This window comes from Paractinoplanes deccanensis (genome assembly GCF_016862115.1).
GTDB classification, from domain to species: domain Bacteria; phylum Actinomycetota; class Actinomycetes; order Mycobacteriales; family Micromonosporaceae; genus Actinoplanes; species Actinoplanes deccanensis.
The window spans coordinates 23,944-45,011 of sequence record NZ_BOMI01000063.1; the positions used below are offsets into that span (position 1 = coordinate 23,944).

General features: G+C 71.6%; 18 protein-coding genes. 8 read left to right on the forward strand and 10 right to left on the reverse strand.

Annotated features, from left to right (window positions below; all coding sequences use genetic code 11):
• Positions 1 to 871: 871 nt before the first annotated feature.
• From Ade02nite_RS16185 to Ade02nite_RS16205, 5 genes are all read right to left on the reverse strand, one after another.
• Entirely contained in the window at positions 872 to 1,654 is a 783-nt protein-coding gene (locus Ade02nite_RS16185) for a class I SAM-dependent methyltransferase (protein WP_203763157.1), read from the reverse strand.
• A 41-nt stretch (positions 1,655 to 1,695) separates the two neighbouring features.
• On the reverse strand, positions 1,696 to 1,959 hold the full coding sequence (locus Ade02nite_RS16190) for a GlsB/YeaQ/YmgE family stress response membrane protein (RefSeq protein WP_203763160.1): 264 nt from the start codon (positions 1,957 to 1,959) through the stop codon (positions 1,696 to 1,698).
• A 74-nt stretch (positions 1,960 to 2,033) separates the two neighbouring features.
• Entirely contained in the window at positions 2,034 to 2,720 is a 687-nt protein-coding gene (locus tag Ade02nite_RS16195) for a hypothetical protein (RefSeq protein ID WP_203763163.1), read from the reverse strand.
• Between the two features lie 307 nt (positions 2,721 to 3,027).
• Entirely contained in the window at positions 3,028 to 4,395 is a 1,368-nt protein-coding gene (locus tag Ade02nite_RS16200) for a hypothetical protein (RefSeq protein ID WP_203763166.1), read from the reverse strand.
• Between the two features lie 62 nt (positions 4,396 to 4,457).
• Positions 4,458 to 4,676, reverse strand: coding sequence for a CDGSH iron-sulfur domain-containing protein (locus Ade02nite_RS16205; RefSeq protein WP_203763169.1), 219 nt, complete (start codon positions 4,674 to 4,676; stop codon positions 4,458 to 4,460).
• A 74-nt stretch (positions 4,677 to 4,750) separates the two neighbouring features.
• On the opposite strand from Ade02nite_RS16205, the gene Ade02nite_RS16210 reads away from it, so the two are divergent.
• The 4 genes from Ade02nite_RS16210 to Ade02nite_RS16225 all read left to right on the forward strand — a co-directional run bounded on the left by Ade02nite_RS16210 (position 4,751) and on the right by Ade02nite_RS16225 (position 8,047).
• Positions 4,751 to 5,725: an iron-containing redox enzyme family protein gene (locus Ade02nite_RS16210; RefSeq protein WP_203763172.1), complete on the forward strand. Its 975-nt coding sequence runs from the start codon at positions 4,751 to 4,753 to the stop codon at positions 5,723 to 5,725.
• 28 nt (positions 5,726 to 5,753) lie between these two features.
• On the forward strand, positions 5,754 to 6,566 hold the full coding sequence (locus tag Ade02nite_RS16215; RefSeq protein WP_203763175.1) for an MBL fold metallo-hydrolase: 813 nt from the start codon (positions 5,754 to 5,756) through the stop codon (positions 6,564 to 6,566).
• Positions 6,567 to 6,590: 24 nt separating this feature from the next.
• The gene (locus tag Ade02nite_RS16220) at positions 6,591 to 7,532 is read left to right on the forward strand and encodes a DUF2332 domain-containing protein (RefSeq protein ID WP_203763178.1); all 942 of its coding nucleotides are present in this window, start codon (positions 6,591 to 6,593) and stop codon (positions 7,530 to 7,532) included.
• A 272-nt stretch (positions 7,533 to 7,804) separates the two neighbouring features.
• A complete protein-coding gene (locus Ade02nite_RS16225) occupies positions 7,805 to 8,047 on the forward strand; it encodes a GntR family transcriptional regulator (RefSeq protein WP_203763181.1) in 243 nt (80 codons plus the stop codon).
• A 59-nt stretch (positions 8,048 to 8,106) separates the two neighbouring features.
• Here the strand turns inward: Ade02nite_RS16225 and Ade02nite_RS16230 are convergent, their stop codons facing one another.
• Both Ade02nite_RS16230 and Ade02nite_RS16235 read right to left on the reverse strand, forming a co-directional pair.
• A complete protein-coding gene (locus tag Ade02nite_RS16230; RefSeq protein WP_203763184.1) occupies positions 8,107 to 8,253 on the reverse strand; it encodes a hypothetical protein in 147 nt (48 codons plus the stop codon).
• Between the two features lie 199 nt (positions 8,254 to 8,452).
• Positions 8,453 to 9,322 carry an arylamine N-acetyltransferase family protein gene (locus Ade02nite_RS16235; RefSeq protein WP_203763187.1) on the reverse strand — a complete coding sequence of 290 codons (870 nt, stop codon included), beginning with the start codon at positions 9,320 to 9,322 and terminating at the stop codon, positions 8,453 to 8,455.
• Between the two features lie 493 nt (positions 9,323 to 9,815).
• On the opposite strand from Ade02nite_RS16235, the gene Ade02nite_RS16240 reads away from it, so the two are divergent.
• Positions 9,816 to 12,029, forward strand: coding sequence for an NACHT domain-containing protein (locus Ade02nite_RS16240; RefSeq protein ID WP_203763190.1), 2,214 nt, complete (start codon positions 9,816 to 9,818; stop codon positions 12,027 to 12,029).
• Between the two features lie 26 nt (positions 12,030 to 12,055).
• On the forward strand, positions 12,056 to 12,820 hold the full coding sequence (locus tag Ade02nite_RS16245; protein ID WP_203763194.1) for an aminoglycoside phosphotransferase family protein: 765 nt from the start codon (positions 12,056 to 12,058) through the stop codon (positions 12,818 to 12,820).
• Here Ade02nite_RS16245 and erm read toward each other — a convergent pair.
• Entirely contained in the window at positions 12,809 to 13,579 is a 771-nt protein-coding gene (erm, locus tag Ade02nite_RS16250; RefSeq protein WP_203763197.1) for a 23S ribosomal RNA methyltransferase Erm, read from the reverse strand. The genes Ade02nite_RS16245 and erm overlap by 12 nt on opposite strands.
• Before the next feature lie 321 nt (positions 13,580 to 13,900).
• On the opposite strand from erm, the gene Ade02nite_RS16255 reads away from it, so the two are divergent.
• Together Ade02nite_RS16255 and Ade02nite_RS16260 are read left to right on the forward strand one after the other, a co-directional pair.
• Positions 13,901 to 14,818: a DUF5995 family protein gene (locus Ade02nite_RS16255; RefSeq protein ID WP_203763200.1), complete on the forward strand. Its 918-nt coding sequence runs from the start codon at positions 13,901 to 13,903 to the stop codon at positions 14,816 to 14,818.
• A 41-nt stretch (positions 14,819 to 14,859) separates the two neighbouring features.
• Entirely contained in the window at positions 14,860 to 17,961 is a 3,102-nt protein-coding gene (locus Ade02nite_RS16260; protein WP_203763203.1) for a PAS domain S-box protein, read from the forward strand.
• A gap of 5 nt (positions 17,962 to 17,966) precedes the next feature.
• Here the strand turns inward: Ade02nite_RS16260 and Ade02nite_RS16265 are convergent, their stop codons facing one another.
• Together Ade02nite_RS16265 and Ade02nite_RS16270 are read right to left on the reverse strand one after the other, a co-directional pair.
• Positions 17,967 to 20,039, reverse strand: coding sequence for an ATP-binding protein (locus Ade02nite_RS16265; protein WP_203763205.1), 2,073 nt, complete (start codon positions 20,037 to 20,039; stop codon positions 17,967 to 17,969).
• Positions 20,036 to 21,022 carry an SIR2 family NAD-dependent protein deacylase gene (locus tag Ade02nite_RS16270; protein ID WP_203763208.1) on the reverse strand — a complete coding sequence of 329 codons (987 nt, stop codon included), beginning with the start codon at positions 21,020 to 21,022 and terminating at the stop codon, positions 20,036 to 20,038. Before Ade02nite_RS16270 ends, Ade02nite_RS16265 begins: the two co-directional genes overlap by 4 nt.
• Positions 21,023 to 21,068 lie beyond the last annotated feature (46 nt).

Genomic DNA, 21,068 nt, shown 5'->3' on the forward strand with positions numbered 1-21,068 from the left:
CCCGATCCCTGTGGTGCGGTGGACAGCGCCGCGGCGCTCCCTCCGTGAGGGCACCCCCCTTGCCGCGACCGCGATGCCGATCAAGTCTCGATCGCAGGTGAGGGCGCCACCTATGATCACCGTCACATCACGGTCTCCTGCCGGGACAGCGACGAGGCCGTCCGGGTGCCGCCCGGTGCGACTACCCGAGCACCAGCTGTCCGAGTTCTTGGGTGCAGCGGGTGAGTGCGACGTCGAGGCCGTCCGCCGGAGGCGCGCACGGCTCGTGGCGGTGCGTTGTGGCTGCCGGCTTGCCGGAGGACCGGTGCGGTGAGCGCCATGACCTCGCGCGGCGTCCGATAGCAGATGGTGAGTTCGGGCGCGTCCCTTGATCTCGGCGAGCGTTCGGCTCTCGTCGCGGCCTACGCTGACGCCGGGCAGCAGCGTGTCGCAGGTCGCCGCGACGACCGCGGTCTCGCCGAGCGCGGGCAGCACCTGCCCGATGTAGTCGAGGAAGCGCGGAGACGGGCCGAGGACCAGGACCGCCTGGTCGCCTCGGCGCGGATGATGTCGTCCTGTTCGCGTTGCAGTGTGGAGATGGCCGTGGCTTCGTTACGGAAAGGTGTAGCCAGGCGCGCGAAGGGTGCAGACAGCACCGGGGGCCTCGGGCTCGCCGTGCTCGATCTCGTAGACGCACTCACCGCAGCCCCGATCGGCATGATGTTCCCGCCAATCGTGCCGGCAGTGGCCGCAGACCCCGTAGAAGGCAGTAGCCGCGCGCCGCCGCCCGGCCTCACGGCACCGTTGCGTCAACCAGGTTGGCCACCTCACCCGGACAAGGTAACGTGGCGCCCCACCGCCGAGTGGTGCGGATCTGCCGGACTTTGCCGCGTTACTGCAGGCGGCGGGCCAGGCAGACGTCGGTGATGCGGGTCAGGCGCAGGCCGTCGCTGCCGAGGAGGTGCGCCACGTCGGCGAGGGCGGCCTCGCGGGAGACGAGCAGGCGGTACGCCGAGGTCGAGTCGAGCAGCGCGAGGTAGCCGGCCGTGCTGTAGGTGATCTCGTCGCGGAAGCGGACCTGCCGGACGTCGCCGAAGCGCCCGGAGGCCTCCAGCGCGGCCGCCGGCCACATGCCCGAGATGTCCCAGTCCCCGGGCTCGGTGCCGTACGACGACGCCGGCGGGGTGATCACCGACTCGTCGATGCCGTGCGCCAGCTCGATCTCCGCGAGGGCCGCCTGGAGGCGTGGCGAGACGATGCCGAGCGGGTTCCAGAACAGCGCCACCGTGCCGCCGGGTGCGACCACATTCGCAGCCAAGTCCCAGCAACGCCGCGGGTCGACCCAGTGCCACGACGTGCCGGCGAGCAGCAGATCGGCCCGCCGCGCCGGCCAGCTCTCGAAGTCGGAGACCACGACCGACACCGACGGGTACGCGGCGACGGTGTGCCGCAGCACCTCGGCCATCCGCGCGTCCGGCTCCAGGCACACCATCGACAGCCCCGCCGCCGCGAACTGCACGGTCGCCTTGCCGGTGCCCGCGCCCACCTCGACGGCCGTGCGTGTGGCCGGGCCGGCGTACCGCAGCACCTCGGCCGCCAGCCCCTCGTGATAGCCGGGCCGCCCGGCCTCGTACTGCTCCGCCGCCGACCCGAAGACGCGCGCTGCCTCGTTCACGGGCCCGACCCTGCCATCTCGAAGATCGCCTGGCATCCGAATTAGCGGTAGCTGCGGGAGCCCGAGACGAGGCTGACCCCGGCGGCCGCCAGGATCACCTGGATGGCCAGCTCGATCCAGTCGATGCCGGCGGTGTTCGCGACACCGAGCGCGGCGGCGATGAAGGTGCCCAGGATCGCGGCGACGACGCCGATCAGGATGGTGAGCCAGATCGGGATGCTCTGGCGGCCGGGCACGACCAGGCGTCCCAGGGCGCCGATGATCAGGCCGACGACGATCGCGGTGATGATGCCGGTGATGTGCACGGCGGTTCCTCCAGCTGGCTGCTCTGTTACGCCCCCAATGTGCCGCGCCGGGCTGTGAGAAAGTTGTGCGGCCGCTACGGGAAGAGGTCCATCTCGGGCGCCGCGGCCACCGCGATGAGCTGGTCGACGGTGATCGGCAGGTCGTCGCGGGTGCGGCGATAGTCCGAGTCCGAGTACGCGCGGCCCGGGTCGGCCGGTGTCGCGGCGAGGACGCCGTTCATCGCGCTCGCCGTGGTGATCGTGTCCTTCTTGTAGACCGACACGTTCACGAGCCGGACGCCGGACGCCATCGTCGAGTCGAGGACCGTCACGAGCTCGCCGTGCGGACCGGTGCGGACCGTGCACGGCGGCCCGGAGCAGCCGGCGCGCGCGGAGTCGTCGTCCTCGTAACGCGGCGACATGCCGAAGCTCACCTCGCCCGTGCCGCGCTCGTCGCGCACCAGCGCCTCGGCGGTGAAGAAGGGCGGGGCGGTCTCCTCCGGCCGGTTCGGATCGAAGGACCTGCCCACGTACGCCTCGAACGGCTCGGCGTCGTTGAGGCGGTGACAGGTCACCGACGGGAGGAGGCGCGGCACCGCCTCGGCGAGATAGCAGCTCATGCGGGCCGCCGCATGCAGCGAGGGCTCCGTGGGGATCGGGATGAGGTAGCCGTTCTTCTGGTTCACCACGCTCGTCGGGGTGATCGTGGGCACCGGCGAGGCGGACGCCGCGGCGCAGAAGCGCGACGTCTCCAGCAGCTCCCACGACGGCCCCGCCGGCACGAAAGGATCAGCCGTATCGGGCCGAACAAGAGCGACAAGCCCGATGAGCGCCAGCCCCGCCAGCGCGACCACGACCCGGCGACGGCGACGCGCCCGGCGCCCACCGGCGACAACGTCCGCGAGGGTGAACCCGGGCGGCGGCGCGTCCCGCGGCGAACGCGAGCCGGCGCACCGAGCTCATACGCCCGGCGAAGTACGCCGCGAACTCGCTGTCCGGCTCGGCCACGGTGGATCCCCTCTCGACGGTCGGCGCAGTGTTAACCCACCGCGCCCGTCGAAAGGTTCAACTCGCCCGGGAACTTTCCTCTCAGCCGACGAGCAGGCCCAGCGGCGTGCCCACCCGGTGCAGCTGCGCCAGGGCGTACGGCAGGGAGATCGGCGGTGGCGCGGAGCCCGCGCCGCCGGCCGAGGCCAGCATCCGGCTCGCGTGCCCGGTGCCCAGCGGGAGCATCGGGTAGCGGCTGGCGGTGAGCCGGTCGAGGCGCCCCCGCTGCCTGCCGAACGCCGTCAGCGACCGCCACAACGCCAGCGTGGCCACCTGGTCGCTGTCGTGGCCGGGCGCCTCCGGCAGGGCCGTGACCTCCTCGAAGGGCTTGCTGCCGGCGAGCCACCACTCGGCCGCCTCGACCGCCGCGCGCGACGCCGACTCGCACCAGTAGGGCACGAGGCCGCTCGCCCGCGCCTGCCAGGGGTCGAGCAGCCGGCCGCAGGCGACCGCGCACCGGGCCTTGTCACCGCCGGTGGCGTGCCGGATCAGATCGGCCACGCACGCGCTCAGCGCCTCGGGCTGCGAGTAGAGCACCCGGTGCGAGGTGCGGCCGGTCTCCACCGCGAGCCGGTTGAGGTCCATGCCGAAGGCCGGCTCGCCGGAACGCTCGGCGTAGCGGGGCGGCATCTCGGGCGGCGCCGGCCAGTCGTCGACGCCGAGGTCGTCGAGGAGCACGCGGAACGCCGGGTTGCCGATCGTGTAGTCGTCCGGGTCCCAGCCGCCGACGGGGCTGCCGAGCTGGAAGCTGTGCCGGCTCGACAGCGTGTGCACGGGCCAGGTGCGCAGGTCGCGCAGGAGCAGGGTGGCGCCGTCCTCGGCGAGCCGGTCACGCAGGAAGGTCTCGTACGCCTTCGGCATGCTGTGCCAGCGCAGGTGCAGCCGCACCGTCGAGCCGCACGGGGGCCCGCCGCGCAGCGGGTCGTGCACCTGCCGCACGCTGACCTCGGGGTTGCGCCCGATGACCCGCTCGGCCAGGCCGGCGCCCCACTCGAGGGCCGCCGGCCAGTCGCCCGCGTCGCCACCCGGCCAGGTCAGGGTCGTGGTGAAGCTGGTGGGCAGCCAGGCGGCGCCGAGCGCGGCGGCGAGATGGGCCGCGGCCCCGTGCGGCGAGCCGAGCAGCACCGCGGGATAGCTCTCGGCCCGGTAGTGCGCGGTGATCCATCGGGCGACGGCCTCGGCGTCGATCGCGGCGGCCAGGTGATGCGGTACGGCCTCCGCCTGCGCCTGGCGGGCCAGCTCCGCGCGGCGCCGCTCCGGTGGGAGCTGTCCGCGCCGCCCGAGCAGCGGGACGCGCCCCGCCACCGTGCCGGGTTCCCGTGCGACCGTCGCCAGCAGCGACCGGCCCAGGCTGTCCCCGCACACCACCCGGTCGATCGACGGCCCGGACAGCGCCCCAATAGGGATCACCAGCATCAACTCCCTCGTTCGCCGCAGCGGCCTACCCCTTCTCACCGCGGCGAAACTCGGGATCACGTACGGGGTGCCGGCGTTTCGCGGTCGGTGCCGGCGCGGAATCGGACGGCCTTGTGCGTACCGTCGCAGAACGGCTTGACCGCCGAGCGGCCGCAGCGGCACAGCGCGACGGTGGCACGGCCCGGGTCGATGGTCTCGCCGTCCGGAGTGACCAGCTCGAAGTCGCCGCGGACGATCAGCGGCCCGTCCTGGTACGGCACGATCTTTGTCGACATGGCCCGGCAGATGCCCGCTGAGCTGGGTGTCAAACAGATCGTTTAGGCCACCTGTGCCGGGGAAGCCTTGCGGCATGAAGCTCCCCACGGCGCGCGGCTCCGTCTCGGCCGCAGTCATCGATCTGCTGGGCGGGCGCGGTGGCACCCTGCCCGCCGACCCGGTCTTCGACAACGACGACGACCTGCACCTGACCCTCTTCGTCTGCTACGAGCTCGCCTACCGCGGCTGGGACGGCGTCGACGACCTGTGGGAGTGGGACCCGGAGCTGCTGCGGGTGCGGGCGGCCGCCGAGCGGCGGTTCGAGGCGACCGTGACCGAGCTGGTCGGGCCGCCGGAGCCCGTGGACCCCGACACGGTGCCCGAGCGGCTGGCGAAGATCGTCGAGGAGGACGACGGGCCGTCGCTCTCCGGCTATCTGCGCGGCCGTGCCACGCACGAGCAGTTCCGCGAGTTCGTCACGCACCGCTCGATCTATCAGCTCCGCGAGGCCGACCCGCACACGTTCGCGATCCCCCGGCTGGGCGGCAAGGCCAAGGCGGCGCTGGTGGAGATCCAGGCGGACGAGTACGGCGGGGGCGAGCTGCCCCGGATGCACCAGGAGCTGTTCAAGCAGACGATGCGCTGGTTCGGCCTCGACACGACGTACGGGGCGTATGTCGACGCGGCCGGCGCGCCGACGCTCGCGGTGAACAACGTGATGTCGCTGTTCGCGCTGCGCCGGCGGTGGCGGGGCGCCATGGTCGGCCATCTGGCGGCGTACGAGATGACCTCGACGCTGCCGAATCGCGCGTACGGCAACGGATTGCGCCGGCTCGGCGGGGACGACACCGCGACCGCGTATTACGACGAGCACGTGGAGGCGGACGCGGTGCACGAGCAGATCGCCGCGTACGACCTGTGCGGCTCGTTCGCCGCGGCGGAGCCGGAGCTGGCGGGCGACGTCCTCTTCGGCGCCCGGGCCGCCCTCAAGATCGACGAACTGTGGGCGCGGTCGGTGCTCGAAGCCTGGGACGCCGGTGAGTCATCACTGCTTCACTCAGTGGTGTAAACGGGCGACTTCTGGGAAGGCCCCTCGCATGCAAGCCAGCGTCACCTTTGTCGGCAATGCCACCACCATCCTGCGGCTGGGCAGTTTCACCCTGCTCACCGACCCGGCCTTCGGCGGCGCCGGAAGCCGCGTCTACCTCGGCTACGGCGCCTGGTCCAAACGCCTGCGCGACCCGGCCATGGACGTCGTCGACCTGCGCCAGGTCGACGCGATGCTGCTGTCGCACCTGCACGGCGACCACTTCGACCGGGAGGCGCGCCGGCGCATCGAGCCGACACTGCCGATCCTGACCACCCCGCAGGCCGAGCGCCGCCTGCGCCGCCGCCGCTACCTCGCCGTCCACGGGCTGCCCACCTGGGACTGCCACGAGTGGACCCGGGACAGGCAGCGGCTGCGGGTGACCGCCGTGCCCGGCCGGCACGGCCCCGGCCTCGCGGACAAGCTGCTGCCCGACGTGATGGGCTCGGTCGTCGAGCTGGAGGTCGACGGCCGGTGCGCGCTGCGGCTCTACATCACCGGCGACACCCTCTACGACGCGGCCCTCGAACAGGTGCCCCGCCGGATGGGCGAGATCGACGCGATGCTGATCCACCTGGGCGGCACCAGGATGCTCGGCATGCTGCTCACCATGGACGACCGCCAGGGCGTGGAGCTCGCCCACCTGATCCGGCCGGGCCTGACCCTGCCGATCCACTACGACGACTACAAGGTCATGAAGTCGCCCCTGCGGGACTTCCTCACCCGCGCCGCGGACCAGAGCCTGACCGGCGTACGCCCGATCGAGCGCGGCGACACCGTCGACCTCCCCCTGCGCCGCGAGGTGATCGGCAAGGTCGCGTAGAGCCGGTCTGCGATCATGCGGCCTATGACGGCTGCCGATTGGTACGACGACTTCGCCACCCGCCAGGCGCACGGCGTCTCCCCCGCGTACGAGCGCCTGGCCCGCGCCGTGGCCCGCGACGAGACCCTGCTGGCCCTGCTCGGCACGGTGCCCCCGCCGAAGCGCCAGCCCAACCTGCTCTTCGCCGTCGTCCGCCTGCTCGGTGGCCCCGTCCACTCCCCCAGCGACTTCGCCGCCTTCGTCCACGCGAACTGGCCCGCCGTCGCGGCGCACCTCACCACCCGCGCCACCCAGACCAACGAGGCGAACCGCTGCGCCCTGCTGCTGCCGGTCCTCGCCTCGCTGCCGCAGCCGCTGGCCCTGCTGGAGGTCGGCTGCTCCGCCGGCCTGAACCTCTACCCCGACCGCTACTCGTACGCCTACGGCACCCACCGCGTCGGCTCGACCGGCCCCCTGCTCACCTGCACGGCCACCGGCGCCCCACTCCCCACGGCACTGCCCACCGTGGCCTGGCGCGCCGGCATCGACCTGAACCCCCTGGACATCACCGCCCCCGCCGACCTGGCCTGGCTCGACGCCCTGATCTGGCCCGAGCACGCCCACCGCCGCACGCGCCTGCGCGAGGCCGCCGCCATCGCCGCCGCGGACCCTCCCCACCTGGTACGGGGAGACCTGGTCGACGCCCTCCCCGCCCTCGCCGCATCAGCCCCGCGCGACGCCACCCTGGTGGTCTTTCACACCTCGGTCCTCTACCAGGTCCCCGACGAGCACCGCCGCCGCTTCACCGCCCAGGTGGGCGTCCTGCCCGGCCATTGGATCGCCGTGGAGGACCCGGAGGTGCTGACCTATCCGGACCTGCCCCCGCCCCCGGCCGACGTCATGCACAAGAACGTCCTGGCCCTCGACGGCAAGCCGCTGGCCTGGACCCGGGGCCACGGCGAGGGCCTGTCCTGGTTCGCCTCGTGACCCCGAGCCGGCTCCGCCGCGAGCGCCCCGAGGCGACGTCGTCCGGGCCCCGCGCGCTGCCCGCGCCTGCGATCACCACGAGCCCCGTGCCCGGCCTGCGGGCACGGGGCCACGCTGCCAACGACGGCCGCGGGTCGTCGTTGGGACCTTCGCCGCTTCACCGGCGAGGTGTCGCAGCAGCAAGGCTAGCCATCTTGTCTTCTCTTGTCTACCTATGTATCGACTCGTATCCGCCGATAGGGATACGTGACCCACTTCGTAGGTTGGCGATCGTGAGCCAGCGACCGGTACGCCCCGACGGGCCCGTGCCCGTCTACGTCCAGATCGCCGACTACATCGAGGACGACATCCGGGCCGGACGGCTCCGCGCACACGACCGCATCCCCACCGAGAACGACATGCACGCCGAGTGGGGCGTCGCCAGGACGACGGCACGCCGCGCCGTCCATCTGCTCCGGGAACGAGGGCTGGTCTACACCGTCGCGCAGCGCGGCACCTTCGTGAACGCGCATTGACCTCCCGCGACCCCGGCCTGCTGACGTCCGGGGGTGCCCGCCTTTGAGACCCCCCGCCCCTACCCTTTGGTGGCTTTGATGACGTAGTAGGCGGGAAGGTCGCCCGCCGCGTCGCCGAGGCCGTCGTAGAGGGCGGCCACCGGCGCCTCGACGAACTCGTCGAGCCTGAGGCCGGCCCGCACCAGGGCCATGACGACGTCGCTCACCGGCCAGACGTACGGGAACAGGTCCCGGGCACCCGGTTCGCCGCGGGCGCCGACGGGTCGTTTGGCGTCGTCCTGGGCGGCCTTGGGGGTGCCACGGCCGAAGTAGTCGCCAGGTCCTCCAGGGTCACCTCGCCGCGCCGCAGGCGGTCGACGGCGATGCCGGTGCGCTTGCCAGCGATGAGGTTCCACCCTTCGCGGATCATCGTGGTACGGACTCCAGCCAGCGCTCGTGGGCCTCGACCAGGCGCGCCCACAGGTTGTCGCGTTCGGCGGCCGTGACGTCGGCGAGGGGCATGCCGAACAGGTCCGCGAGCACGCCGAAGTAGTCGCCGCGGTCGTCGAGGACCGTGCGGGTGCTGGTCGCGCCGACCCGGTTCAGGGTGAGGCCGCGCAGCACGTCCGCGCCGCCGGCGTCCCGGCGCGCCACCGCCGCGGTGCGTACGAAGCCGGAGTCGGGCGAGGTGGACAGGTATTCGTGCTTCTCGGCGAACGCGGGCATGTCCGCGGCCTCGGGACGGAAGTCCATGCCGAGGAACGAGCCGCGCGGGTCGTGGTCGAACCGCCAGCCGCCCGGCTCCGCCTCGGACGGGCGCAGGCCGTACACGAAAGGCCCCTGGTGATAGGTGCCCGCCACCAGCGGCAGCGGCTCGTGCAGCCCGTCGCCCATGCCCAGGTCGACCAGCCACCGCCCGTCCGGCGCCTCCGCCGACGGCAGCCCCGACACGGTGAGCACCAGATGGTTGGCCGACGCCTCGGCGGGCTTGTCCGCAGTGGACTGCACCCCGCCGACGTGCCGGGTCACCTGATAGCCGAGCGCGCGCAGCAGCTCGGAGAACGCGCCGTTCAGGTGGTAGCAGTACCCGCCGCGCCCGCGCAGGATCCGCCCGACCGACTCCGCCGGCTCGACAGTGGTCGGCCTGCCGAGCCAGATCTCCAGGCATTCGTACGGGACGCGCTCCGCGTGCGCCCGGTGCAGCAGGCGCAGCTCCTCGACGCTCGGCGCCCGCCGAGGGCGCCCGTCCACGCCGAGCCGTCGCAGGTACCCGTTCACGTCGATCGAGGTGGCCACCGGCCCAGGCTAGTCAACCGGATCCACCGCTGCGAAAGGCGGCGGTCACGAGACGCTCCCGGCTCGCATCGTTCGCGGCTTGGAGGAGGACTGCGATGATGACGCCATGAAAAGCGAGCGCCGTGGCTCGGTGGGCCAGTGGCTGGCGGCGTCCGGCGCGCTGGTCACGGTGGCGCTCGGTGTGGTCACGAACCTGGTCACGGAGGCGCTGCCGACGACCTGGCGGTGGGCCCAGGACTGGCGGGTGACGGGCCTCCTCTTCCTGATCTTCACCGTGCTGATCGTGGGGCTCGCGGTCCCTCGTCGATGGTTCACGATCGGGTGGAGACGCGCGTCGCGGTACGCACGCGCGTACCGCGACTGGGTCGCCCGGATGGGGAATCGCCTCGACGCGGTCGGGCTCGCCACTGTCGGCCCGTCCACGCCGCCGCTCGAGGACGTCTTCGTGGACGTCACGCTCACGTCGAGGGCGCCCGGGCACGTGTGGCCGGGGGTGGTCGGCGCCGACGTGACCGGCGGGCGTCACCAAGCGTCCGACTTTCTCGATCAGCCCGATCGTGTGGTGCTCGTCGTTCTTGGTGCTCCCGGCAGCGGGAAGACGACTTTGCTGCGGCATATCGCACGGCAAACGGCTCTCACGCACGGCGAGAAGAGGCGGCCGGTCCCGGTGCTTCTGCAGCTGCGGGAGAGCGCGCCGGTCATCGCGGCGGCCGCGCCGGTGAGCCTGGCCGCGTTGATCCGGCGGAGCATCCCCGAGCTTCCCGAGATGGAGCCGTCCGGCTGGTGGGAGGCGCAACTACAGGCGGGACGGTGCCTGGTGCTGCTGGACGGTCTCGACGAGGTGGCCGACCGGGGGCAGCGGCGGGCGGTGGTGCGCTGGATCAACGAGCAGCTCACCGTTCATCCGGGCAACGATTTCGTCGTGACGTCCCGCCCGCACGGCTATCGCGAGTCGTTCGTGGACGCCACCGCCACGGTTCAGGTGCTGCCTTTCACCCGTGTGCAGGTGGAAACGTTCCTCCGCGGCTGGTACCGCACCGCCGAGCGCCAGGCGAACGGCAGCCCGGAGCGGGGAGACGAAGCGGCGCTGCACCTGATCGGCCAGTTGCGCGGGATGCCCGGACTTGCCGACCTCACCGTGAATCCGCTGCTGCTCACGCTGATCGCCGAGGTGCACCGGTACGGGCGCCGCCGCGGCGAGAACAGGGGCCTCCCGGACAACAGAGCCGCCCTGTACGCCGAGATGTGCGACGTCATGGTGCACCGGCGCGACGAGGAGCGCGAGCTCCCCGTCGACCTGCCACGGCAGCGTCGCGAGATCCTCGGCCGGCTCGCCTTCCTGTGGATGGGGCGCGGCGTTCGGAGCATGGGCCCGCCGGAGCTTTACCCCGTCCTGCGGCCCTGGCTGAGCGGCACGGACCCCGAGGGGTTCATCGTCGAGATGGAGCGCACCGGTCTTCTCGTGGCCCGGGAAGGCCAGGAGGTCGCCTTCGCACACCAGACCTTCCAGGAGTACCTCGCCGCTCGGCACCTCGCCGAGGACGAGCAACGGCAGAGCGTTCTGGTCGCGGCCGTCGACGACGTGTGGTGGCGCGAGACCACGCTCCTGTATGTCGATCTCTCGGACGCGTCCGACGCGGTCGTGACCGGGTGCCTCGAGTCGGGCTCACCCAACGCCATGTCGCTGGCGTTCGCCATCGCCGAGTCGAGCGAGAAGCTGGCTGGGCATCTCCGTCGCCGGCTTGACAAGGTCTTGGAGGGCGCCAGACGGCCGGGTGCCGACTCGTTTCGCCGCGCCATCGCGGCCGATGTGCTCGTCGGCCGCTATCTGCGGGAGTGCGAGACGACGCTGCGGGGAAGCCGCATCGGGCGCCGGCCTGTCGGTGCAGACCTTTACGATCTCTTCGTCATGGACACCGGCACGCCGGCGCCGGACGGGCCGCGAGGGGCCGGCGCGGCGCGGGGCATGTGGCGGCGTGACGCCGAGCAGTTCGTCGCCTGGCTGAACGGCGTCCTCGGCGAGGGATCTCGCGGAGTGACAGTCCGTCTGCCTTTCCAGGACGAGATCCAACCGAAGTCCGCGGTCGGGCCCGTCTGGACCAGCAACGGCCGCCGGACCCTGCTCACCTCGGCAATCGGCGGGGTGCTGACCGTGAACGCCCGTCGCCTGATCGACGACGCCGCGAGGGATCTGCGCGGGTCGCGTCTGGCCGCGCCGGCGCTCGACGAGGACGACTCCAGTGAGCATCCGGTCGATCGCGTGTTGAGCGCGGCGTCCGCACCGCTGTGGCTCCCGCCGCGCCGTTCCGAGGCGGACGATCCGGTGGCGGCCCTCGCCGCGGGGCTCCTGCCGGCTCACTACCCGATGTTCGACCAGATCCCGGTGGATCTGGACGACCTCGGCGAACTACTGGAGGTCTTGGCGAGTTCCTACATCCGCCGGCTCCTGTCCGGAGGCGGCCTGGACAAGGTGCTGGATCTTGTCTTGCGGGCGGCGGAGCCTGCCATACGGCGGACCGGGCCGATCTCCGAGCGAGATGCGGCAGCCGTACGCGTCCCGGCGCTCGTCCTCGCCGGCGAGGCGCGACAAACCGGCAACCGGAAGCTCGCCAGCGCGCTCGTCTGGCTGGCGGCTGCGGTGTCCCTGCTGCAGGAACGAGCGCGGAACACGGCCCTGCTCGAAGTCGTGTACCTGGCGCACGACTGAGGCTTCGCGGCAGTAGCGTCCACGGCATGGCCGATCATGAGCTGCTTCAGGACAAGCCGCATCGGCAGGTGGTGCGGGTGGGTGACACCGTGCGGCGGCCCCTGCAACCCTGGTCGGCCAGTGTGCACGCGCTGCTGCGGCATCTCGAGGGCGCCGGTTTCCCGTACGCGCCGCGGGTTCTCGGGGTGGACGACGCGGGGCGCGAGGTGCTCACGTACGTCGAGGGCGAGTCCGGGCCGCACGGGTGGGCGAGGGTCGTCGACGAGGGCGGGCTGCGGGCGATGGCGCGGCTGCTGCGCGACTATCACCAGGCCGTGCGGGACTTCCGGCCGCACGTGGCCTGGGCGGGGCGCGACGAGCCGATGGCGGCGGACGAGCTGGTGTGCCACGGCGACTTCGGGCCGTGGAACCTGGTGTGGCGCGGGTCCGAGCCGGTCGGGGTGATCGACTGGGATTACGCGTGGCCCGCTCGGCCCGTCCACGATGTGGCCTACGCGCTGGAGTATGTGGCGCCGTTCCGGGACGACGAGACGTGCCTGCGGTGGCTCGCCTATCCGGCGCCTCCGGACCGGCGCCGGCGGATGGAGATCTTCGCGGAGGCGTACGGCCTCGGCAGTCTGGACGGGCTGGTCGACGAGGTGATCGGGCAGCAGGAGATGGTATGGGACCGTGCCCGCCGCCTCGCCGCGCAGGGGCGCCAGCCGCAGGCCGAGTGGCAGGCGACCGGGTTCCTCGACGAGACGGCGGGCCGGGTGCGGTGGAGCCGCGACAACCGGCGGCTATTCGAGTGACAGCAGCCGGAAGAGGGTGAGCCACTGCTCCGGCCACACCTCGCCGGCCGGGGTGTCGTGCAGGCGCACCGCGCGGCAGGCGGCGTCGGCCCGGCGTGTGCCGTACCGGCGCCCCAGCGAGGCGCGCACCGAGCCGCCCACCCCGGAGAAGCCGCACTCCACCATCGACTCGTACCGGGCGAGGCGTGCCGGAGGCACCAGTGGCACCGGACGGCGGGTCAGGCGCAGGATGCCCGCGTCGACCCGGGGCACCGGCCGGAACGCCGTCCGCGGCAGGTGGCCCGCCAGCTCCCACACGACCGACGGCCAGGTGCGCACGGTCAGTTTGGACCAGCGGCCGTAGTCGCCGGTGCGCTTGCGCGCGTACTCCCACTGGGTGATCAGGGTGGCCCGCCGCAGCGAGGGCGCGCGCAGGCACCACGTCACGAGGGCGGAGGTCAGCACGTACGGGATGTTGCTCACCACCTGGAACGGTCCGTCGGGCGGCGCCGCCGCCAGGAAATCGCCGGTGCGCACGCTCAGGCGGTCATGGCGCGGCAGGTCGCGGGCCATGCCGGGGTCGATCTCGTACGCGACGACGCGCGCGGCGCGGCGCACCAGCTCGGCGGTGAGCCGGCCCCGGCCCGCGCCCGCCTCGTAGACGAGGTCGCCGGCGGACAGCTCGGCGGCGTCGACCACGCGCCGGACGGCCCTGGGGTCGGTGAGGAAGTTCTGCCCGAGCACACGCCGGTTGCGTACATGTTCAGCTTTGAAAGCCACGGCCGTGAATCCGTTCGGAAACGCGGACAGGCGGAATCGGGGGCCCGTCCGCTGAGGAAGATGGACTCAGCGAAGGCCCTGGCGGCGCAAAAGCGTCGTAAAGGTCAGAGGTCAGACGGCGCGACCAGGGCGGGACGCGCGGCGCGGAGACGAGCGGCCGGCGTCCAGGCCCCGAGGATCAGAGCGTGCGTCGTAGGCATCCGCCGACCATAGGAGACCCCGGTCCCCCGGTCGACCGATTTTCCGGCTGTGACCGGCCTCGCGCGACAGGTTACTGACAAGTTGGTGGCGGAACGGCGCCACGATCAGGAGGCTGTCGCCATGACTACGACGTTCGATCGGGCCGCCGCACGGGGCAGCGCGGAGTTTCTGCGCGACAAGCGGCTCGAGCTGTCCGCCCTCACGATCCCGACCGGCCGGGGCTGGGCGCCGCTCGGCGCGGAGGTCGCCGACTGCCTGGTCAAGCGGCCCGCCACCATCGGCGACGTGATCGCGATGCTGGTCACAATGCAGGAGATCCTCGACGAGCTGCCGCCGAGCCGGGCCAACAACCGGGTCTCGGCCTTCAACGAGCTCTACCTCAAGATCACTCGCCGGGTGGACCAGGCGCTGGTGGACGGGGTCAACTCGCCGGAGTTCCTCGAGCGGCTCGACGTCGAGTTCGCCAAGCGCTACTTCGACGCGATCGGCCTGTGGAACGACGACGACGAGGACACCCCCGACGTGTGGGAGGTGCTCTTCAAGCGGGCCGGCGACGTGGAGATGACCCGCCTGACCGCCGCCATGCTCGGCGTGAACGCGCACATCAACCACGACCTCGCGCTCGCCCTGATCGCCACGTGGGTCGACGTGGGCGCGCCCGAGGACGACATCATCCACCCCGACTACCTGCTGGTGAACCAGATCTTCTACGAGGAGATCCCGCCGCTGCGCCGGGGCTTCTCCGACCGCTGGCAGATGAAGCTCGACAAGTGGGTCGGCCCGCTCGACGACTGGAGCCAGCGCATGCTGGTCACCGTGACCCGGGCGCGCGCGTGGGACCAGGCCCGCCGCCTGTGGCTGCTGCGCAACGACCAGGACGACTTCGAGCAGGCCCGCCGCACCATGGACCGCGCCGCCTCGTTGCTCGCCGAGTGGGCGATCATCGGTGACCGCGTGGTCTCCGAGACCGGTGAGGTGGCCGAGGACTGGCGCGACCTGCTGCGCAGGATTCTCGGCCGGGACGGCAAGGCCGCCTGACACATCCTCACATCGGCCCCGCCGCGGCCGATGTATAAGACATGCTTCGTACGGCGGCTCCGCCCTCCTTCGGCGCGCTGTTCGAATCGTCGCCGATCGGCATGGCCGTGGTGGACCTCGACGGCGAGTGGGTGCGTGTCAACCCCGCGATCGCCGCCATGCTCGGCTACGCCCCCGAGGAGCTGCTCGCGCGTCCCCGCAAGTCGATCATCCACCCGGAGGACTTCGACAACGACGCGGCGCAGGCGGCCGACCTGCTGGCCGGGCGCGTCGAGAGCTACCGCGTGCACAAGCGGTATCGGCGCCGCGACGGCGGGCTCACCCACGGACTGCTCACCGTCACGCTGCTGCGCGACGACGACGGCGAGCCCGTGCACCTGCTCGGCCAGCTCGTCGACGTCACCGCCACCCTCGCGGCGCAGAAGGCACACGAGCGCAGCGAGGAGCAGTTCCGCACCGCGTTCGACGGCAGCCCGATCGGCCTGCTCATCGCCGACGAGCACGGCCGGTTCCGGCGGGCCAACGCGGCCGCCGCCGAGCTCACCGGCCGCCCGATCGAGGAGCTGATCGGGCTCACCCACCGGGAGATCACCGACCCGGCCGACATCGAGGCGAGCGCCCGCGCCCGCCTCGAACTGCTACGCGGCGCCGCCGACGTGCAGTACGACAACCGGCTGCGGCACGCCGACGGGCGGATCAGCTGGACCCGGGTCAGCCTGTCGCTGATCCCCGGCCCGGACGGGCGCCGCTGGCGGCTCGTGCAACTCCAGGACATCACCGCCGAACGGGCCGCCGCGCTCGCCGCCGAGCGCGAGGTGCAGCGCCTGCGCGCCACGCTCGCCGTGCAGCGCGACGTCACCGCGGCCGCCGCCGACCGCGACGCCGCCCTGCGGGTGGTCGCGGCCCGCGCGGTCGAGCTCTTCGAGGACGCCGACGGCGCGGCGGCCGAGCTGGCCGAGGGCGGCGAGCTGGTCTTCGCCGCCACGGCGGGCACGCTGGCGGTGGCGGAGGGCGCCCGGGTGCCGGTCGCCGGGTCGCTCAGCGGCCAGGTGCTGACCACCGGCGCGCCCGCGCACTGCGCCGACACGTCCACCGACCCGCGCGTCGACCGGGCCGCGTGCCGGCGCCACGGCATCGGCTCGATGATGATCGCCCCGCTGTACGCGGAGAACCGGGTCATCGGCTGCCTGAAGGTGTCGTCGGCCCGCACCGGCGCGTTCGACGCACCCGAGGTGCAGCAGCTCGCCCTGCTCGCCGACAGCCTCAGCTCGGCGCTCCAGCACGCCGACGACGCCGCGCGCAACGCCGCCCTGCTGGTCGAGCGCACCCACGCGCTGGCCCTGCTGGAGGCGAGCGAGACCCGCTTCCGGATGACCTTCGACAACTCGCCGCTCGGCGTCGGCCTGATCAGCCTCGCCGAGGACGACGCCGGCCGCTACCTGCAGGCCAACCCGGCCATGTCGGCGATCACCGGCTACCGCGCCGACGAGCTGCTGCGCATGCGGTATGCCGACCTGCTCGTCCCCGGGGACCGGCGGCCGTCGCCGTCGGCCCGGGAGGTGGTGCGCTACCGGCACAAGGACGGCCACGAGGTGTGGGTGTCCTCCCGTACGGCCGAGGTCCGCGACGAAGCCGGACGCCCCCTCTATCTCGTCAGCCAGGTCGAGGACGTGACCGCCCAGCGGGCCGCCGAGGCCGAGCTGCGCCGCCAGGCGCGCCTGCTCGAGCTGATCCCGGCCGCGGTGATCGTGCGCGACCGCGACGGCACCATCCGCTGGTGGAACGCGGGCGCCGAGCAGCTGTACGGGTGGCCGCTGCCCGCGGTCGCCGGCAAGAACATCAACCGGCTGCTCTCCACGGTCTTCCCGGACGAGACGACCGAGCAGGACGCGCTCGACGGGCTGGTGCGCGACGGGCACTGGGACGGCCAGCTCGAGCACCTCACCGCGGCCGGCCGGGTCGTCACCGTGCTCAGCCGGCAGGTGCTGCACCTGCCCGCCGACCAGGTCCTCGAGATCAACACGGATGTGACCGCGGCCCGCGCCGCGGAGCAGGCCCTCGCCGAGAGCGAGCAACGGTTCCGCGCCCAGTTCACCCACTCCGCGGCCGGGCAGGCGATCTACGGGCTGGACGGCTCGCTCGTGTCGGTCAACCCGGCGTACGCGGCGATGCTCGGCCACACCGTGGACGAGCTCGTGGGCCGCCTCGACCGGGAGCTGGTGCACCCCGACGACCTGACGGAGAGCCGCCGGCACCGGGCCGACCTGTTCACCGGCGAGCGCGACGCGTACACCCAGGAAGGGCGCCTGCGCCACGCCGACGGCCACTGGGTCGACGTGGCGGCGACGTTCTCGGTGGTCCGCGAGGCCGGCGGCCGGCCGAAGCACCTCATCGGCGTGTTCACGGACGTGTCCGCGCGCCGGGCCGCCGAGGCGGACCGGGACCGGGCGGCCGCCGCGCTGGCCGAGCGCAACACCGAGCTGGAGGCGGCGAACCAGCTGAAGCTCGACATCATCGGCATGCTCGGCCACGAGATCGGCAACCCGCTCTCGTCGATCCGCGGCTACGCCGAGGTGCTCGCCGACGACGACCACCCGCCGGCGCTGCGCGAGAGGGCGGTCGAGGCGATCACCCGGCAGGCCGGGCGGCTCGACGACATCGTGCGCGAGGTGCTGGCGATGGTCTCCATCGACGCGGGCTCGATCACGGCCGTACGGCAGAAGGTCGCGCTCCGCGAGCAGATCGCCCAGGCCCTGGTGGCGATGGACATGGAGAGCCTGCCGGTGCTGGGCGACGACTGCCAGGCGCTGTGCAACCCGGGGCATCTTCAGCAGATCCTGGCGAACCTGCTCTCCAACGCGGCGAAGTACGGCGGCGGCGCCACCTCGATCACCCTGGACCACAGCGGCACGCGGGTGACGATCAGCGTGGCCGACAACGGCCCCGGCGTGCCGGCGGAGTTCCGGCCGCGCCTCTTCCAGCGTCTGGCCCGCGCCGAACGCGACGCCACCAGTGTGCGGGGCACAGGGCTGGGCCTCTACATCGTGCGAGGGCTGGCCCAGGCGAACGAGGGCGACATCACCTACACCCCCGACCCGTCAGGCGGGTCGATCTTCGCACTCACCCTTGAGCCGGCACCCTGACCACATCACGCTTCATACGCCCAGACGCTCAGGAGGGCCATTCCGAACAGCCCCGGCAAGGCGGCCAGATTGAACCCTGCGGTCGGCGCCCACCCCGCGAGGCCGAACAGCCAGGCGCCGAGCAGACAGAAGAGCGTGAGATACAGAGCCGGTAACGGCCAGGTCATGAGCCCCCGTCGTAGCCGCGCGAGCCCCCGCCCGGGGCGCAAGAAAGGCGCAAATACCGCGATAGCACCATTTCGCGCCGAGGCCTCATCGGTGGCAGTACCGGCGTAAACCGCGGTGTAGAGCAAGGCGAGGATGCTGATCGTCAGGAACGGGTATTGAATCTCCAGAACGGAGAAGATGCCTTCGCTGATCGCATAAGCGGCGGCGAAAGAGGCCACCGCGGCAAACGCCCCGACGAGCACGCCGAAGGCGACGCGCAACGGGCTGCTTTTCTTGCGCGGCGTATATTCCGTCGGGGTCTCGACCAAATACGGCGCGGTGCTCTGCAACTTCCGGCGAACGTCGTCCCGAGGGTGCTCCAGGGCCACCCTGATGAAGTCGAGCGTGTTGAGGCCGTACGAGGCACCATGTTCGGACAGCCGTCGGCGCATCTCGTATCGGAGGCTCATATTGCCGGACATGACCGTGTCGCCGACAATCTTGAACATGACGGCCCGATCCACAGCGGCGTCGATCTCCCGGGTCGTGGACCCTCTGAAGCCGTCACGCAGCTCTCGGCCGAAATGCGTAATGTAGTCGGCGGACGACCCCATGAACTCCTCGAGCGCCTCATCGCTCGGTTCCGTGGTGCCTGAGAGAAATTCCCCGGGCGTCAATCCGTGCAGCATCCGATCCAGCGATTCTTGCAGGTCCGTTGCCACCCGGCTGGTTTGCTGGACGATCACTTCTTCGTATTCTCGGCGCCACTCCAAGAGGATTTTTCCGAGCAGATCGTGCAGGAGCTCGTACTCTTCCCGGTCCGAGCGGATCACCCGCTGGAAGAGCGGTGCCTGACTCGAGGTGAGCCGCTGCAGTACCTGGCGGACGAGCCGGGTGGTCTGGTGCGGCGAAAGATGGGTGAGCCAGGAGCGGGCTCGGCCACCGCCCGATTGAGTGAACGACTTGACGTAGTCGGAGGGCTGGAGGAGCTGGGTGAGGTCGTCGACCGTGAGCGATGTCTTCGCCCCCGTCGGCAGCACCAGATAGCGTGAGATCGCCCAGAACATCTGCGCCTGGGCCGGCTCCAGCCCATTGAGGATGCCCGACGTGAAGTCCTTCAGGATCCGCGTGGCCCCGCCCAGCTTCCGGTAGCGTTCCAAGGTCAGCTCGTGGCCACCGCGCTGGGCGTTGTCGTCCCACAGGCGCTGCCAGACGATCTGGAAGTAGCCGGGCTCGAACCTCTGCTCGCCCGGCTCCTGGGACAGGTTGGAGCGCTGGAAGAGGTCGTCCAGCGACTGCCGCACCAGGTTCTCGCTCACCGAGACGGTGGACTCGATCGTGCGCAGCGGGCCGTAGATCGCCGATTCGAGCGCCACCCTCGACAGCGGCGGCACCCGATAGCTGCCGTCCATGAGTCCAGGGATCCGCCGCATCAGGGGTTCGAGCGCCCCGATGTAGTCCTCGCGGATGCTCAGCAGCACACAGCCGGCGTCGGAGCGGCTGTGCGACAGCTTGGTCATCGCCGCGTAGAGGTCCTCCAGCTGGTGCCCGGCGTTGATCCGTTCCTCGAACTGGTCGATGATCACGATGGTCCGGCGGTCCTGGTCGAGCCAGAACTCGTTCATCAGCTCGGCCAGGCCCAGCTCGGGCGGCACCCGCCAGCCGGTCTGCGCGAGGGCCGACCGGAGGGCCTCCATCGGGTCCTGATCGTTGCCGACGACCACCGCCACCTGGCTCTCGTCGTGCCGGATGGCCGGCACGAGACCGGCGTTGAGCAGCGACGACTTGCCGGTGCCGCTGGGCGCGTAGAGGACCAGGACGGCCTGGGTCGCGACCAGGTTGCCCAGGATCTGCGCCTCGCGGCGCCGGCCGAAGAAGAGGTCGCTCTCCGACGACGTGAACGGCCGCAGGCCCACCCACGGGTTTCTCATCGCGTCCCTCCGAGCGGCGTGGCCGGTCCGCCGGGCCAGCACGACTGGATCTTCGCGCAGAAGTCGGCGAGGTCGCCGTCGTAGACCGAGACGTTGCGCTGCTGCCAGAGGTCGACCTCGATGGACGGCGGGCGCAGCTGGATGGCCCAGTGCCGGCGCGCCTGGCGCCCGGACAGCGCGTTGCGCAGCGCGAGCATGCGCAGGAAAGCGCGGAAGTTCCAGTCGTACAGCGAAAAGCCCAGGAAAAGGAAGCGCCGTTGCTTGTAGGCGGCGGTCAGCGAGGCCGGTGGGAAGTACGGTGAGCTGCTGCCCCCGGTGTTGACCATGAAGTCGATGTAGTCGTCCTCGGTGACGATGAGATCGTCCGGGCCGCGGCGGCGATGGGCCGAGCCGTGCATCTTGAACAGGAACGTGCAATCGCTGGGGAAGCGACTGGCGTCGTACCACTGGAACTCGCTGCTCGCCTCGGTCTCGGTCGTGCCGTCGGGCAGCGTCAACCGCACCTTGGTGGACCCGCCGTCGGGATCGCGCATGTTCTGCGTGATCACACAGACCGGTTTGCCCGCCGCGCGGAACGCCCGTTCGAGGAAGGAGTCGTAATTGGTGGTGACGACGAACAACGGCGCGTTGTCGCGGGGCATCTCGGCCAGCATCCGGGCGACGGTGCCCGGCTCGTTGTCCTTCTGGCCGTGCTCGAAAAGATCGTGCAGGTAGTCGTACAGGGCGTCCCGGTCGAAGACCGTGTGCTCGAAGAACTGCGACACCTTGGCCAGATCGGCCGGCTCGCCCCGGGGAAAGGCCTCACCCATCTTCCTGGTCAGCTGTTCGGCCAGGCCCCGCCCGTCCGGCAGCACGGGCTCCGCGGCGCCCACCCGGGAGGCGCCAGCGCCGATGAAAGGAATGATGCTGCCCTCACGAAGCCAGGTGGCGACCTGCTCGTAGGGAAACTGATCGAGTGTGTTGGGCTCTGCGATGGCCGCCACCTCCCCGCGGTAGGCACCCATCGTTGCCTAAAGGAGGTGACGGAGA